Genomic DNA, 14,943 nt, shown 5'->3' with positions numbered 1-14,943 from the left:
CCGAGCCGGCTGGGGAGGCCGGGTCCTACAGCCCCTGCGCATACGAGAAGAAGCGGGAGGGGTCGTACTGCTTCTTCACCTTGGCCAGGCGCGCCGCCGCATCCCCGTAGTACGCCTTCTTCCAGTCCCTCAGCGTCGGATCCGTGTAGTTCTGGTACGCCGCGCCGGAGGCGTACGGAGACATCGCCTGGTGAGCCGACGCCAGCCACGACTGGGCCGAACCGCCGGAGGCCCCCGCTCCCCAGGAGGCGATGTACTGCGCCAGCATCCGGGAGCGGCGGTGGACGAACGCCGTCGCCGTGGGCGAGACACGGTTGACCGCGCCGCCGAGGGCCGTGAACGCGATGCTGCCCGCGCCGCCCCGCACCGAGCTGATCTGCCGCAGCACCGTCTGGATGCCCGCCGCGGACAGCGAGCGGTCGAAGAAGTCGGAGCGGGCCGCGTACGTCTCGCGGCCGAGCTTGCCCTGCGGGGAGCGGCCCGGGGTGGAGCCGGGCAGATGGCACTGGGCGTCGGTGGAGAAGGAGGAGCAGCCGGCGTAGATCTCCATCGCCTCCTCGTAGCCCCGGCGGCGCAGGGTGACGGAGGCGGCGTTCGCGCCGGCCGCGTGGGCCAGGCGGTCCACGGCGTTCTGCAGTTCGCCGTAGGTGCCGAGGGAGAAGCAGGCCACGGAGACGGCCGGGGTGCGGCCCGGCGAGGCCGAGAGGTGCAGTGAGGACCAGATCTCGTCCGGCTGGCTCGGGCCCCACTCCTGCCAGGCCTTGAGGACCGCGGCCGCCTTCGCCCAGGGCCAGGTCATGTACGCGGTGACCGCCTGCGGCGCCGGGTGGGTCCTGAAGTGCAGCTCGGTGACGACGCCGAAGTTGCCGTTGCCCGCGCCGCGCAGTGCCCAGAAGAGGTCGGAGTGGTTCCTCGCATCAGCCGTCACCTGGGTGCCGTCGGCGGTGATCAGCGTCGCCTGGGTGAGGCTGTCGCAGGTCAGGCCGTAGGCGCGGGAGGCGACGCCGTGGCCGCCGCCGAGGACCAGGCCGGAGACGCCGACGGTGGGGCAGGAGCCCGCGGGTATGGTCACGCCCTTCGCGGCCAGCGCCCGGTAGACGTCGATCAGCTTGGAGCCGGCGCCGACCACCGCCTGTCCGCCGCTGACCCGTATGCGGTTCAGCCGGGACACGTCCAGGACGAGGCGGTTGTCGCCGGAGGAGTAGCCCGCGTAGGAGTGGCCGCCGTTGCGTATCGACACCCGTATGTTGTGCGCGTGGGCGTACGCCAGGGTCGTACGGATGTCGTCGGTGTGCGCCGCATAGGCCACCGCGGCCGGTTTCAGACCATCGAAGCGGGTGTTGTACAGCTGGTGGGCCGTCTGCCACGTCGCGTCGCCGGGCCGGATCAGGGGGCCGTCCAGGTCACGGGCGAGGCCCGCCCAGTTGGCGGCGGCGTTCGCGCTGGTGGTCTTGAGGGACGTGAGGGACGATGAGCCCGTGGTCGCCGACTTGGTGGACCTGCCCGAGTCCGAGCCGCAGCCGGTCAGTGCGGTCGCGGCCAGGGCGGCCGTGCCGCCTGCGATGAACGTACGGCGTTCCATGTGCATCGTCGTCTGTCGCCTCTCCGCAGGCCCCCTTGGCCCGTCCTGGGGTGAGACGACCCTGTGGGCCCGTTGGTTCGTAACAGTTCACCCACAGGGAAACGAACGTCGAATACGTGTACGCGTAACCCGGTCGTCGGAACCTCCATGTGTTCTCCCCGTAAGCATTCCGTGACCTCACCGGGCCGATGGCAGGGGTTCACCCCCCGTTCACTTCCGGCCATCGGCGGCTTCACCTGTTCTGCCTAATTTCGGCCGTGCACGGTGCCGAGCACGGCCATTCATGCGCTGGGCACCTCACCACCTCGCACGCCGCCGACAGCGGCGGCTCCTGGAAGGAACTCCCGAAAGTGAAGCTTCAGCGCAAGAACCGGCTGCGCGCCCTTTCGCTCGGTGCGATCGCCGTGACCGGCGCCCTGGCCCTGACGGCGTGCGGCTCCGACGACAACGGCAGCGGCGGCAAGGGTTCGGGCAACCCGTCCGGCTCGGCCAACGCCTCCTCGGTCAAGTGCGACGGCGCCAAGGGCCAGCTGCTGGCGGACGGCTCCTCCGCGCAGAAGAACGCGATCGACGCGTGGGTCAAGGCGTTCTCGCAGGCCTGTGGCGTGCAGATCAACTACAAGGGCGGCGGCTCCGGCGCCGGTGTCACCTCCTTCAACCAGGGCCAGCTCGCGTTCGCCGGTTCGGACTCCGCGCTGAAGCCGGAAGACGTCACCGCCTCCAAGAAGGTCTGCTCCGGCGGCCAGGGCATCGACCTGCCGATGGTCGGCGGCCCGATCGCCCTCGGCTACAACGTCCCGGGTGTCGACAACCTGGTCCTGGACGCCCCGACGATCGCCAAGATCTTCGACAGCAAGATCAAGAACTGGAACGACCCGGCGATCAAGAAGCTGAACCCGTCGGCGAAGCTGCCCGACCTGAAGATCCAGGCCTTCCACCGTTCCGAGGACTCCGGTACGACGGACAACTTCACCAAGTACCTGATCGCCACCACCCCGGACAACTGGAAGTACTCCGGCGGCAAGGCCTGGCAGGCGCAGGGCGGCCAGGCGGCCTCCGGCTCCGCCGGTGTGGCCCAGGGCGTCAAGCAGAACTCCGGCGCGATCGGCTACTTCGAGCTGTCCTACGCCAAGGACATGACCACCGTCTCCATCGCCACCGGTGCCAAGGCCCCGGTCAAGCCGTCCGTGGAGAGCGCCACCGCCGACATCGCGGCCGCCAAGGTCGTCGGCACCGGCAAGGACCTGTCGCTGAAGCTGGACTACGCCACCAAGGCCGAGGGCGCCTACCCGATCACCCTGGTGACGTACGAGATCGTCTGCGACAAGGGCAACAAGGCCGACACCCTGCCGGCCACCAAGGCCTTCCTGCGCTACATCGCCAGCGAGGACGGTCAGAAGGCGCTGTCGAGCATCGACTACGCCCCGATCCCCGACGAGATCATCGCCAAGGTCCGCACCACCATCGAGGGCCTGAGCTGACCTGATCCGAGAGTGCGGCCCGTGCCCGACAGGGCCCGGGCCGCACCGTCCGGTGCACCGCCGCCATGAGCCGCCGCCCGTGAGGGCGCCCGGCTTTGCAGACCGGAGAACCCGATGGACATATCGACCAAGACAACCGACGCACCTCCTCCCGCGCCCCAGCCCACGGTGACCGAGCAGAAGCGAGGTGCCCGCGGCGCGACCCGCCCCGGTGACCGCATCTTCCTCGGCCTCTCCCGCGGCTCCGGCATCCTGCTGCTGGTGATCATGGCCGCGATCGCGGCCTTCCTCACCTACCGTGCCTCCCTCGCGATCAGCAAGGACCACGGGAACTTCCTGACCACCTTCGAGTGGAACACCAACCTCACCCCGCCGAGCTTCGGCATCGCGGTGCTGGCCTACGGCACGGTCGTCTCCTCGATCATCGCCATGGTCATCGCGGTCCCCGTCGCCGTCGCGATCGCGCTGTTCCTCACCCACTACGCCCCGCGCCGGCTGAGCGGTCCCATCGCCTATGTGATCGACCTGCTCGCCGCCGTGCCGTCCATCGTCTACGGCCTCTGGGGCGCCCTGATCCTCGTCCCGCACATGACGGGCCTGTACGGCTGGCTGAACGACTACCTCGGCTGGACCGGCCTCTTCTCCTGGGACGACGGCGCCCCCCGCGCCATGCTCACCGTCGGCATCCTGCTGGCGATCATGATCCTGCCGATCATCACCAACGTCAGCCGTGAGGTGTTCCGGCAGGTCCCGCGGATGCACGAGGAGGCCGCGCTGGCCCTCGGCGCCACCCGCTGGGAGGTCGTCCGCATGGCCGTCCTGCCCTTCGGCCGCTCCGGTGTGATCTCCGCGTCCATGCTCGGCCTCGGCCGCGCCCTCGGCGAGACGATGGCCGTCGCCACCGTGCTCTCCCCGGACTACGTCATCCACCTCAGCCTGCTGAACCCGGGCGGCGGCACCTTCGCCCAGAACATCGCCAGCAAGTTCGGTGAGGCCACCGAGCAGGGCCGCGACGCGCTGATCGCCTCCGGTCTCGTCCTGTTCGTCATCACCCTGCTGGTCAACGGCGCGGCCCGCATGATCATCGCCCGCCGCAAGGAGTACTCGGGGGCCAACGCATGAGCCACGCAGTCGTCACCGACAAGCGCCCCAGCACGCTGCGCGGCGCCAGCCTCCCGAAGTGGTCCCCGTGGGCCATCGCCGCCGGCTCGATCGTCCTGGCCGTGGTCATCGGCCTGGCCGGCGGACTGACCAGCAAGATCCAGTGGGGTCTGATCGCCGCGATCCTGTTCGTCCTCGGCACCTACGGCATCGCCTCCAGGGTGGAGGGCCGCCGGCAGGCCAAGGACCGGGTCGCCACCTCCTTCGTCTGGGTCGCCTTCCTGCTCGCCGTCGTCCCGCTGGTCTCCCTGATCTGGGTGACCATCTCGCGCGGTGTGAAGGTCCTCGACGTCTACTTCCTCACCCACTCCATGGGCGTCGTCGCCGACTCCGAGCCCGGCGGCGGCATCTACCACGCCATCATCGGCAGCCTGGAGCAGGTCGGCCTCGCCACCGTCATCGGTGCGCCGATCGGCATCCTCACCGCGATCTACCTGGTGGAGTACGGGCGGGGCTCGCTCGCCAAGGCCGTCACCTTCTTCGTGGACGTCATGACGGGTATCCCGTCGATCGTCGCCGGCCTGTTCATCCTGTCGCTGATGCTCATCTTCAAGATGCAGCCGTTCGGCTTCGCCGGTTCGCTGGCCCTGGCCATCCTGATGATGCCGGTCGTCGTCCGGTCCACCGAGGAGATGCTCAAGCTCGTCCCGAACGAGCTGCGCGAGGCCTCGCTGGCGCTCGGTGTGCCCAAGTGGCGGACCATCCTGAAGGTGGTCCTGCCGACCTCCATCGGCGGTATCACCACCGGCGTCATGCTGGCCGTCGCCCGTATCGCGGGCGAGACCGCGCCGGTGCTGCTGCTGGTGTTCGGCAACCCGTTCATCAACAACGACCCGTTCGAGGGTGCGCAGGCGTCGCTGCCGCTGTACATCTACCAGCAGTACGCGCAGAGCGCGGGCGCCAACGCGGCGTACGACCGCGCATGGGCGGCGTCCCTCACGCTGATCGCCTTCGTGATGATCCTCAACCTGGTGGCCCGCGGCATCGCCCGCTGGAAGGCCCCCAAGGCCGGTCGCTGACTCTGCGGCCCATCGGCGACTGACCAAGACTTTTCTGGAAGTGAAGTAGACAATGGCCAAGCGAATCGACGTAAGCGGACTGACCGCGTACTACGGCTCCCACAAGGCGATCGAGGACATCTCGATGACCGTCGAGCCGCGTTCGGTGACGGCGTTCATCGGCCCCTCCGGCTGCGGCAAGTCGACGTTCCTGCGCACGCTGAACCGGATGCACGAGGTCACCCCCGGTGGCCGCGTCGAGGGCAAGGTGCTGCTGGACGACGAGGACCTGTACGGCGCCGGCATCGACCCGGTGTCGGTGCGCCGCGAGGTCGGCATGGTCTTCCAGCGCCCGAACCCGTTCCCCACGATGTCGATCTTCGACAACGTGGCGGCGGGCCTGCGCCTGAACGGCAAGTACAAGAAGGCGGAACTGAACGACATCGTCGAGAAGTCCCTCAAGGGCGCGAACCTCTGGAACGAGGTCAAGGACCGCCTGAACAAGCCGGGCTCCGGCCTCTCGGGCGGCCAGCAGCAGCGTCTGTGCATCGCCCGCGCGATCGCGGTGGAGCCGAAGGTCCTGCTGATGGACGAGCCCTGCTCGGCTCTGGACCCGATCTCGACCCTCGCCATCGAGGACCTGATCGGCGAGCTGAAGGAGCGCTTCACGATCGTCATCGTGACGCACAACATGCAGCAGGCGGCGCGTGTGTCGGACCGTACGGCGTTCTTCAACCTGGCGGCGGTGGGCCAGCCCGGTCGCCTGATCGAGATCGACGACACCGAGCGCATCTTCTCCAACCCGTCGGTCCAGGCGACCGAGGACTACATCTCCGGCCGCTTCGGCTAGGCCGGTACGGACCCCTCGCGGTGCTGCATGGCGGTGCCACCGCGAGGACGCAAAAGGGCCCGCCCCTGGCTCCCGGGGGCGGGCCCATTGCGTTCGCCGCACTTGCCTCGGCGGTTACAGCACCGCCAGGTCGATCACTCCGAACGCCAGCGCGGCGACCAGCGCCGCCGCCGGCATCGTGATGAACCAGCCCAGGACGATGTTCTTGGCCACGCCCCAGCGGACGGCGTTGACGCGCTTGGTGGCGCCCACACCCATGATCGCCGAGGTGATGACATGGGTCGTGGAGATCGGGGCCTTGAAGAGGTACGCCGTGCCGAACATGATCGAGGCGCCGGTGGCCTCGGCCGCGAAGCCCTGCGGCGGGTCCAGTTCGATGATCTTGCGGCCGAGCGTGCGCATGATGCGCCAGCCGCCGGCGTAGGTGCCGAGGGAGAGCATCAGGGCGGAGACGATCTTCACCCAGACCGGGATCGGGTCACCGAACGTCTCATGGCCGGAAATCACCAGTGCCATCACGACCACACCCATGGTCTTCTGGGCGTCCTGGAGGCCGTGGCCCAGTGCCATGCCCGCCGCCGAGACCGTCTGCGCGATACGGAAGCCGCGCTTGGCCTTGTGCGGGTTGGCTCCGCGGAACAGCCACATGATCGCCAGCATCACGAGGTAGCCGACGATCAGGCCGACCACCGGGGACAGGAACATCGGGATGATGATCTTGTTCACCACGCCGTTCCAGTGGACGGCGGTACCACCTGCCAGGGCCGCGCCGACCAGGCCGCCGAACAGCGCATGGGAAGAGGAGGACGGCAGACCGAAGTACCAGGTGATCAGGTTCCAGGTGATGGCGCCGACCAGGGCGGCGAAGAGGATGCCCATACCGGTCGAGCCGGACGGCGTCTCGATCAGGCCCTCACTGACCGTCTTGGCGACGCCCGAGCCCAGGAAGGCACCGGCCAGGTTCATGACCGCCGCCATGGCGAGGGCCGCCCGCGGGGTCAGCGCCCGCGTCGACACCGACGTGGCGATCGCGTTCGCCGAGTCGTGGAAGCCGTTCGTGTACGTGAAGAAGAGCGCGACCGCGATGGTCACGACCAGGGCGAAGGTGTCCATCGACGCCTCAGGACTCCTTGACCGCGATGGTCTCCACCGTGTTCGCCACGTGCTCGAACGCGTCCGCCGCCTCTTCCAGGACGTCCACGATCTGCTTGAGCTTGAGCACCTCGATCGCGTCGTACTTGCCGTTGAAGAGGTGCGCGAGGAGCTTGCGGTGGATCTGGTCCGCCTGGTTCTCCAGACGGTTCACCTCGATCCAGTACTCGGTGAGGTTGTCCATCGTGCGCAGGTTCGGCATCGCCTCCGCCGTCAGCTCGGCGGCCCGGGCCAGTACCTCGATCTGCTGCTCGACGCCCTTCGGCAGTTCCTCGACGTTGTAGAGGACGACCAGGTCGACGGCCTCCTCCATGAAGTCCATGATGTCGTCGAGGGATCCGGCGAGTGAGTAGATGTCCTCGCGGTCGAACGGCGTGATGAACGAGGAGTTCAGCTGGTGGAAGATCGCGTGCGTGGCGTCGTCACCCGCGTGTTCCGCGGCCCGCATACGCTCTGCGATCTCGGCTCGGGCAGGTGCGTCCGCCCCGAGCAGTTCCATCAGGAGCTTCGAGCCCGTGACGATGTTGTCCGCGGATGCGGCGAACATGTCGTAGAAGCTCGTCTCCCTGGGGGTCAGACGAAAGCGCACGTGGGGTCCTCGGGGTGCTTCGGTTTCGGTCAGGGTGATGCTAGGCGCATCATCCGGCCACGGCTATCGGGCCGCATCCCAGTGTCGCCCATCGGGCAGAGTGATCAGCACGGGGGCGCACCAAGGCCCTCCTACCCCGCAGAATTCGTTACCATATACCCAGTAGGGGTATGTATCCGCAGCTCGTTCCGAGAGGGAGGCCCGCGATGACGACGACCGAGGCCGGCGCCACGCACGGCTACCACAAGCAGAAGGACGAGCACCTCAAGCGGCTGCGCCGGATCGAGGGCCAGATCCGCGGCCTGCAGCGCATGGTCGACGAGGACACGTACTGCATCGACATACTCACCCAGGTCTCGGCGTCCACCAAGGCGCTGCAGTCCTTCGCGCTCCAGCTGCTGGAGGAGCATCTGCGGCACTGTGTCGCGGACGCGGCCCTCAAGGGCGGCGACGAGATCGACGCGAAGGTGGACGAGGCGACGAAGGCGATCGGCCGCCTGCTGCGCACCTGATCCTCAGGCTTCCTTCTCCTCGGCGACCCGCAGCACCTCGTCGATGCTCTCCAGGCTGAGCCGGTCCTCGGCTGCGGAGGCCGCGATGATCAGCTCCCCGCACAGCTCGATCTCGGCGAGGGCCACATGGTCCTGCACCGCCGTACCGCCGGCCCGAGCCACCCGCCTCACCTCTTCCCTGCCGTCACCGGCTTCCTAGAGTAGGCAGCCCTCTACACACCGCGCATGGCACGGACGGGCTACTTACGGGGTGGTAGGACGGACTAGTTGCCGCCCTCGGCGATGCGGCCCGCGTAGATGTCCGCCGAGCGCGGCAGCTGTACGCCGGCGGGCGCGCCGAAGTCGTACAGCAGTGTCGTCGAGGCGACCGCCACGGGGGCCTTCTGCCGGCTGTTGAGGAAACTGAAGTGCTGTCTGAGCTTGCGGATGCGGCCCTGGTCGTCCAGATAGGCGTCGAACGGAACCCGGGTGGCGGCGAACCCTTTCGCCGCCGCGGCCAGCGGCTGCCGGTTCTCGGCGGAGGCCAGACGGGCCGCACTGCGCAGGTCGGCCGTGCCCCGGTAGTGCCGTACGGCCGTGCCGCCGACCTCCGTCCGGCCGACATAGGCCGCCGTCCGCGTCCCGCGCAGCACCTCGGCCGCCGCGTACGGGTCGGTCGCGCCGCCGGTGACCAGGTTGCCGTCGGACAGCGTGGCGGTGTCCACCCGCACCCACTTGTCGGCGGGCACGCCCGCCCCGCGGTTCTTCATGAACAGGGCCCCCGGAGCCAGGAGTTCGGTGATCGGCTGGTGCTCGGCGGTACCCGACGGGTCCTCGGGCAGGACGACCGTGAGCCGGCCGATCCGGCGCCCGAAGTCGTAGACGCCCTTGCCGCGGATCGTGACGCGGGTGCCGCCCGTGGCCATCTCCATGGACGTGGTGGCCTTGGAACTGCCCGCGCCGCGCAAGGTGTCGGCGGTCCGCTGCAGCACGGTGACCGGGTCGCCCCCGTCCCTGACGCCCTCGGCGGCGGCCCCGGTGCCGGAGCAGCCCGTGACACCCGCCCCGAGGCCGAGCATGATGCCGACCGCGACGAACGTCCTGCCCGCGTTCCTGTGCTGCCGCCGATCCATCGCCTGCCTACCCCCAGCCGGTACGTCCGTCACGGGCCCCCTGTCGTCCGGTTAACGACGGGTAGGAGGCGCCGTCACGCGCCGGACGGGCGCGGGGACAGCCGTGCGAACCCTTTGCGCACGGGTGGGTAACGTTGTCGGGGTGACAGCAACCGCGGCACGGCAGGACGGGCCGGAACACGCCCGGTCCGGGCAGGAACACCTCGTCACGACGACCGAAGAGGGCCGCTTCTGCGTGGCCCGCTGCAGCTGCGGCTGGCGCGGCCCGGCCCGCAGGGCCCGCAGTCAGGCCCGCACCGACGCGGAGAACCACCTGACGGACCTGTGACCGGGGCGCCCTGAGCAGGAATCAGGTCATCAGGTCCTACCTGTGTTCGAGCGGCCGGACCAGTGCGTCCACGAGGTCGCGGTCGTGTGGCCGGGTGAGGCGGCTGCGGGCCGCGGCGGGGGAGAGCCACAGGATCCGGTCCACCTCGTCGTTCGGGGTGAAGTGGCCGGAAACCGCCTCGGCCGCCCAGTAACGCACCTGCTTCGGGCGGCCGCCCGCGAGATACCGCACGGCCGGCAGTTCCTCGCCGGGCTCGGCCGTGTACCCGGTCTCCTCCGTGACCTCCCGGAGGGCACCCACGAGTGGCTCCTCACCCCGCTTGAGCTTGCCCTTCGGATGCGACCAGTCGTCGTACTTGGGCCGGTGGACCAGGCAGATCTCCAGATCTCCGGCGACCGGTGAGCGCCGCCACAGCACACAGCCGGCCGCCCGTACCAACGTGTCGCTCACACCGCCTCCTCGGGGGAACTCAGGGTGTGCTGACGGTCTGCTTCTGCCAGGCCTGCTGGAAGGCGAACCTGGCGGCCTCCACCTCGTGCCGCTGATCGGCGTGGAGCACGCCGAGCGCGTACGCCGTCGCCGGGGCGATACGCGGCGTACGGGCGGCCTGGGCCGCCGCCGTCGCCGCCTCCGAGGCGTCCCGGTGCCGGTTCAGGGCCTGGCCCGCCGCCAACAGGCGTACGTCCACCGGTGCGTTGCCCCCGTGCAGCACCTCCCGGGCGTACCGGTGCAGGCGCAGCAGCAGGCGTACCTGGTGCCAGGGGCCGTCCTGGGGGTGCGGGGACGGGTCCGGGGACAGGCCGTGGACGAGAGCCTCCGCGTTGTACGGGTGGCCCGCGGTGACCAGGGGGAGCGTGGTGACTGCGGCTGTCAGCCGTTCCTCCGCGGCGGCTGCCAGGGGGTGCAGGTCGGTGGTGGGGGCGGCGGGGGTGAGGGGGACTTCGCTGGCGAGTACGGCGACCTTGTCGGCCACGGCGTGGAAGCGGGAGGAGCCGAGGGCTTGCAGCGCCGTGGAGTGAGCCCTTGTCCGCGCCAGGGTCAGCTGGCGGTCCAGCAGGGCGCCTGCTTTTGCCGCGCCCACCGTGAGGTTGCCGCGCTCTGCCGTTGCCGTCGCCCTGGCCGGGCCACTGGCGTTTTCCGGTGCCGCTCTCGCTGGGACGGGCGCCGCCCCGGCGGCACGACTGCCCGCGGCCACGGGGGCTGCCGCATCGCCCGTGCCCGCCGCCGTGCTCGCGCTGCCGCCGCCTGCCGAGGCCACCGCCTGGCCCGGGAACGCCGTAACCCCCGACAGCCGGTGCAACGCCAGCAGCAGCCTCTCCAGACGGGACTCGTACGCGTGCTCAAGGCCCAACGTGCCCGACAGCCAGGCCAGTTCGGGGCGCATCTCCTCGGACCAGTCGGGGTCGAGGAGGGGGCGGTAGGTGTGCAGGCTGCCGCTGATGCGGCGGGCCGAGCGGCGCAGCAGGCGTGCCGCGTCGACGGATTCCTCCGCGCCGCTCGCCGTAGTGCCTCCCGTCTCGCGGTGCAGGCGCAGGGCGCGGAGGAACTCCGTGGCCTGGGCGCGCAGATACGCCGCGAGGGCGTCCCCGGTCACCACCTCGGCCGTGGGGTCCGTCGGGTCAAGGTGTTGCTGTGCCACGCCGGCGCCTCCGGGCGTCTATGAGCATCTCCTGGACGTTGCGCAGGGGTTGGCCGTCCGCATCGGCCGCGTGCCGTGTCCACTCGCCGTCGGGGCCCAGGTGCCAGGAGATGGTCGTGTCGGACATGCCGGTGTCCAGCAGCCGGTTGAGGGCTGCGCGGTGAGCGGGGTCGACGACCCGCACCAGGGCCTCTATCCGGCGGTCGAGGTTGCGGTGCATCATGTCGGCGCTGCCGATCCACACCTCGGGTTCGCCGCCGTTGCCGAAGGAGAACACGCGGGAGTGTTCGAGGAAGCGGCCGAGGACCGAGCGGACCCGGATGTTGTCGGACAGGCCGGTGACGCCGGGGCGGATCGCGCAGATGCCGCGCACCCACACGTCCACCGGCACGCCCGCCTGGGACGCACGGTAGAGGGCGTCGATGACCGCCTCGTCGACTATGGAGTTGACCTTGATGCGGACGAAGGCCGGACGGCCCGCGCGGTGGTGCTGGACTTCCTTGTCTATGCGGGAGACCAGGCCGTCCCGCAGGGACTTGGGGGCCACCAGCAGACGGCGGTAGGTCTCGCGGCGGGAGTAGCCGGACAGGCGGTTGAACAGGTCGGAGAGGTCCGCGCCGACCTGCGGGTCGGCCGTGAGCAGGCCCAGGTCCTCGTACAGGCGCGCCGTCTTCGGGTGGTAGTTGCCCGTGCCGACGTGGCTGTAGCGGCGCAGGGTGTCGCCCTCCTGGCGGACCACCAGGGACAGCTTGCAGTGCGTCTTCAGGCCGACCAGGCCGTAGACGACGTGACAGCCGGCCTCCTCCAGCTTGCGCGCCCACTTGATGTTGGCGTGCTCGTCGAAGCGGGCCTTGATCTCGACCAGGACGAGGACCTGCTTGCCGGACTCGGCGGCGTCGATGAGCGCGTCGACTATCGGGGAGTCGCCGGAGGTGCGGTACAGGGTCTGCTTGATCGCGAGGACGTCCGGGTCGGCCGCCGCCTGCTCCAGGAAGGCCTGTACCGAGGTGGAGAAGCTGTCGTACGGGTGGTGCAGCAGCACGTCCCGGGTGCGCAGTGCGGCGAAGATGTCCGGCGGGGACGCCGACTCGACCTCGGCGAGGTCGCGGTGGGTGCCGGCGACGAACTTGGGGTACTTCAGCTCGGGCCGGTCGAGGCTGTGGATGCGGAAGAGGCCGGTGAGGTCCAGGGGGCCCGGCAGCGGGTACACCTCGGCCTCGCTGATCTTCAGCTCGCGGACCAGCAGGTCCAGCACCTCGCGGTCGATGGACTCCTCGACCTCCAGGCGCACCGGCGGGCCGAAGCGGCGCCGCATGAGCTCCTTCTCCAGGGCCTGCAGGAGGTTCTCGGCGTCGTCCTCCTCGACCTCCAGGTCCTCGTTCCGGGTCAGCCGGAAGGCGTGGTGCTCCAGCACCTCCATGCCCGGGAACAGCTCCTCCAGGTGGGCGGCGATGACGTCCTCCAGCGGGACGTACCGGCCCGGGGCGGCCTCCAGGAAGCGGGACAGCAGCGGCGGCACCTTCACGCGGGCGAAGTGCTTGTGGCCGCTGACCGGGTTGCGTACGACGACGGCCAGGTTCAGGGACAGGCCGGAGATGTACGGGAACGGGTGCGCGGGGTCCACGGCCAGCGGGGTGAGGACCGGGAAGATCTGGTGGCGGAAGAGCGTGAAGAGGCGTGCCTGCTCCTTCTCGGCCAGCTCGTTCCAGCGGACCAGGTGGATGCCCTCGTCCGCGAGTGCGGGGGCGACGTCCTCGTGGTAGCAGGCGGCGTGCCGGGCCATCAGCTCGCGCGAGCGGGCCCAGATCATCTCCAGCACCTCGCGTGGCTGCAGCCCGGAGGCGGAGCGCGTCGCCACACCGGTGGCGATACGGCGCTTCAGACCTGCCACCCGGACCATGAAGAACTCGTCCAGGTTGCTGGCGAAGATCGCGAGGAAGTTCGCGCGCTCCAGCAGGGGGGTGTTCGGGTCCTCTGCCAGCTCCAGGACGCGTTCGTTGAAGGCGAGCCAGCTGCGTTCGCGGTCGAGGAACCGGCCCTGCGGCAGCGGTGCGCCGCCGGCCTGTGACTCTTCGTATGCGTCGAGATCGGCATCGATGTCGGGTTCCAGGTCGGAGACGGCCGCGGACACCGTGTGCGGGCGGTGCGCGGCGATGGAGCCCACGGAGGGCTGGACGTGCTGGACCTCGGCTGCCTGGGTGTCTTGCTGACTCATGAACCCATTCTTCCGCGCCATGGGCGAGACGGGCGCGTCGGAACGTGCGGGTGGGAGCGTCACGGTCCCGTTTCCCGCGGCCCCCTCGGGGGGCGGCGAAGGCTCTGGCACGGCGGGCTTCATTGGCCGAGCGTCGCAAGCCCGGCTGAATCGATGGTTACGGAGACATGACGTGCGGGATAGCGGGGGGAGGCTCCCGGGGGTCTTGGCCGCGAAAGTGACGTTTGTGCGCGCGACCGGCCGACCACGGACCGCAGTCGCCCGGGCGCCGGCAGTCCAACGGCGATCGGGCGTTCCGGCGGCGCAGCAAAACCGCCGGTCCGTCGCCGCCGCCGTGCCCGGCGCCGCAGGCCGGTGCTCAGGTCTCCGTGCGGTACATCAGATCCGTCTCGTACGTGCTGAACCCCAGCCGCTCGTACACCGACACCGCCGCCTGGTTGTCGGCGTCGACGTAGAGCATCGCGGTCGGCAGCTGCTGGGCGGCCAGGTGGCGCAGGCCGATCGTGGTGAGGGCCTTGCCGAGCCCGCCGCCCTGCTCGCCGGGCCGCACACCGAGGACGTACACCTCGCCGAGCCCCTCCTCGGCGTGCACCTTGGTCCAGTGGAAGCCGATCAACTCCCCGCGCCGCTCGGCGAGGAAGAACCCGGCCGCATCGAACCACGGCTCGGCCTTGCGGTCGTCGAGGTCCCGCTGGGTCAGCGCGCCCTGCTCGGGGTGGTGGGCGAAGGCGGCGGCATTGACCTCCAGCCAGGCCGCGTCGTCCTTGCCGGGCACGAAGGCGCGCACGGCCACGCCCTCCGGCAGCACCGGGTCGGGCAGCGCCAGGTCGGTCAACGACCGCCGCATCTGGCGCAGTTCACGGAACAGGGTCAGACCGAGCACCTGGGCGAGATGCCGGGCGGCGGAATGCCCGCCGTGCGCCCACACCCGCAGCCGCTTGCCGGAGGCGGCGAGCAGCGCCGAGCCGAGCGCCCGGCCGTGCCCGTGCCCGCGGTGCGCGGGGTGTACGACGAGTTCGGCGGCCGGTGCCTCCACCGGGTCGGTGTCCTCCAGCTGGGCGTAGCCGACGAGTTCGCCGTCGATGGTCAGCAGCAGGTGCGAGACGCCCTCGCGGGGACCTCCGCGCAGTTGCAGCCGCCCCTGCTCGGACACCGGCTGCTGCCCGTCGACGCGGGCGGCCTCGGCGAGCAGGGCCAGCACGGCCTCGGCCTGGTCCGGGGTGAGCGCGGAATGGGTCTCGATGGAGCGGGCGGGAAAGGCTCGTACGGTGTCGTCGCTGCTCATGGGTAGAGAGTACGGCAGGCGACTCATTGATTGAGGTTC

General features: G+C 70.0%; 15 protein-coding genes. 6 read left to right on the top strand and 9 right to left on the bottom strand.

The window, feature by feature from the left end; all coding sequences use genetic code 11:
- Positions 1-25: 25 nt before the first annotated feature.
- Positions 26-1,582 carry an FAD-binding oxidoreductase gene (locus ACZ41I_RS29410; RefSeq protein ID WP_468320664.1) on the bottom strand — a complete coding sequence of 519 codons (1,557 nt, stop codon included), beginning with the start codon at positions 1,580-1,582 and terminating at the stop codon, positions 26-28.
- A 350-nt stretch (positions 1,583-1,932) separates the two neighbouring features.
- Here ACZ41I_RS29410 and pstS point away from each other — a divergent pair, with 350 nt between their 5' ends.
- The 4 genes from pstS to pstB all read left to right on the top strand — a co-directional run bounded on the left by pstS (position 1,933) and on the right by pstB (position 6,072).
- Positions 1,933-3,063 (top strand): phosphate ABC transporter substrate-binding protein PstS, encoded by a 1,131-nt coding sequence (gene pstS, locus ACZ41I_RS29405; protein ID WP_399774576.1) that lies wholly within the window; start codon positions 1,933-1,935, stop codon positions 3,061-3,063.
- 114 nt (positions 3,064-3,177) lie between these two features.
- The gene (gene pstC, locus ACZ41I_RS29400) at positions 3,178-4,185 is read left to right on the top strand and encodes a phosphate ABC transporter permease subunit PstC (RefSeq protein ID WP_399774574.1); all 1,008 of its coding nucleotides are present in this window, start codon (positions 3,178-3,180) and stop codon (positions 4,183-4,185) included.
- On the top strand, positions 4,182-5,243 hold the full coding sequence (gene pstA, locus ACZ41I_RS29395) for a phosphate ABC transporter permease PstA (protein ID WP_363218277.1): 1,062 nt from the start codon (positions 4,182-4,184) through the stop codon (positions 5,241-5,243). Before pstC ends, pstA begins: the two co-directional genes overlap by 4 nt.
- A gap of 52 nt (positions 5,244-5,295) precedes the next feature.
- Entirely contained in the window at positions 5,296-6,072 is a 777-nt protein-coding gene (pstB, locus tag ACZ41I_RS29390) for a phosphate ABC transporter ATP-binding protein PstB (protein WP_363218278.1), read from the top strand.
- Positions 6,073-6,186: 114 nt separating this feature from the next.
- Here pstB and ACZ41I_RS29385 read toward each other — a convergent pair whose 3' ends face one another.
- Positions 6,187-7,185, bottom strand: a complete 999-nt coding sequence (locus ACZ41I_RS29385; RefSeq protein WP_363218279.1) for an inorganic phosphate transporter — start codon at positions 7,183-7,185, stop codon at positions 6,187-6,189.
- 7 nt (positions 7,186-7,192) lie between these two features.
- Entirely contained in the window at positions 7,193-7,813 is a 621-nt protein-coding gene (locus ACZ41I_RS29380; RefSeq protein ID WP_363218280.1) for a DUF47 domain-containing protein, read from the bottom strand.
- A 206-nt stretch (positions 7,814-8,019) separates the two neighbouring features.
- On the opposite strand from ACZ41I_RS29380, the gene ACZ41I_RS29375 reads away from it, so the two are divergent.
- On the top strand, positions 8,020-8,325 hold the full coding sequence (locus ACZ41I_RS29375; RefSeq protein ID WP_020940900.1) for a metal-sensitive transcriptional regulator: 306 nt from the start codon (positions 8,020-8,022) through the stop codon (positions 8,323-8,325).
- 3 nt (positions 8,326-8,328) lie between these two features.
- Here the strand turns inward: ACZ41I_RS29375 and ACZ41I_RS29370 are convergent, their stop codons facing one another.
- Positions 8,329-8,487 carry a hypothetical protein gene (locus ACZ41I_RS29370; protein ID WP_363218284.1) on the bottom strand — a complete coding sequence of 53 codons (159 nt, stop codon included), beginning with the start codon at positions 8,485-8,487 and terminating at the stop codon, positions 8,329-8,331.
- Positions 8,488-8,588: 101 nt separating this feature from the next.
- Positions 8,589-9,437, bottom strand: coding sequence for an SCO4651 family lipoprotein (locus ACZ41I_RS29365; protein ID WP_468515477.1), 849 nt, complete (start codon positions 9,435-9,437; stop codon positions 8,589-8,591).
- 142 nt (positions 9,438-9,579) lie between these two features.
- Between ACZ41I_RS29365 and ACZ41I_RS29360 the strand changes: the two genes are divergently transcribed.
- Positions 9,580-9,765 carry a hypothetical protein gene (locus tag ACZ41I_RS29360; protein ID WP_363218282.1) on the top strand — a complete coding sequence of 62 codons (186 nt, stop codon included), beginning with the start codon at positions 9,580-9,582 and terminating at the stop codon, positions 9,763-9,765.
- Between the two features lie 36 nt (positions 9,766-9,801).
- Here ACZ41I_RS29360 and ACZ41I_RS29355 read toward each other — a convergent pair whose 3' ends face one another.
- The 4 genes from ACZ41I_RS29355 to mshD form a co-directional block, all read right to left on the bottom strand.
- Complete coding sequence (locus ACZ41I_RS29355) at positions 9,802-10,215, bottom strand: NUDIX hydrolase (RefSeq protein ID WP_363218283.1); 414 nt, start codon at positions 10,213-10,215, stop codon at positions 9,802-9,804.
- A gap of 19 nt (positions 10,216-10,234) precedes the next feature.
- Positions 10,235-11,404: a CHAD domain-containing protein gene (locus ACZ41I_RS29350; protein ID WP_468515476.1), complete on the bottom strand. Its 1,170-nt coding sequence runs from the start codon at positions 11,402-11,404 to the stop codon at positions 10,235-10,237.
- Positions 11,385-13,742, bottom strand: coding sequence for an RNA degradosome polyphosphate kinase (locus ACZ41I_RS29345; RefSeq protein WP_399774557.1), 2,358 nt, complete (start codon positions 13,740-13,742; stop codon positions 11,385-11,387). The genes ACZ41I_RS29350 and ACZ41I_RS29345 overlap by 20 nt, the downstream gene beginning before the upstream one ends.
- A 235-nt stretch (positions 13,743-13,977) precedes the next feature.
- Positions 13,978-14,904: a mycothiol synthase gene (gene mshD, locus ACZ41I_RS29340; RefSeq protein WP_363216942.1), complete on the bottom strand. Its 927-nt coding sequence runs from the start codon at positions 14,902-14,904 to the stop codon at positions 13,978-13,980.
- Between the last annotated feature and the right edge of the window lie 39 nt (positions 14,905-14,943).

It is taken from the genome of Streptomyces sp. NPDC030799, from assembly GCF_055572255.1.
The sequence above is the reverse complement of the archived record's forward strand: the minus strand, read 5'-3'. Positions and strand labels throughout refer to the sequence as shown.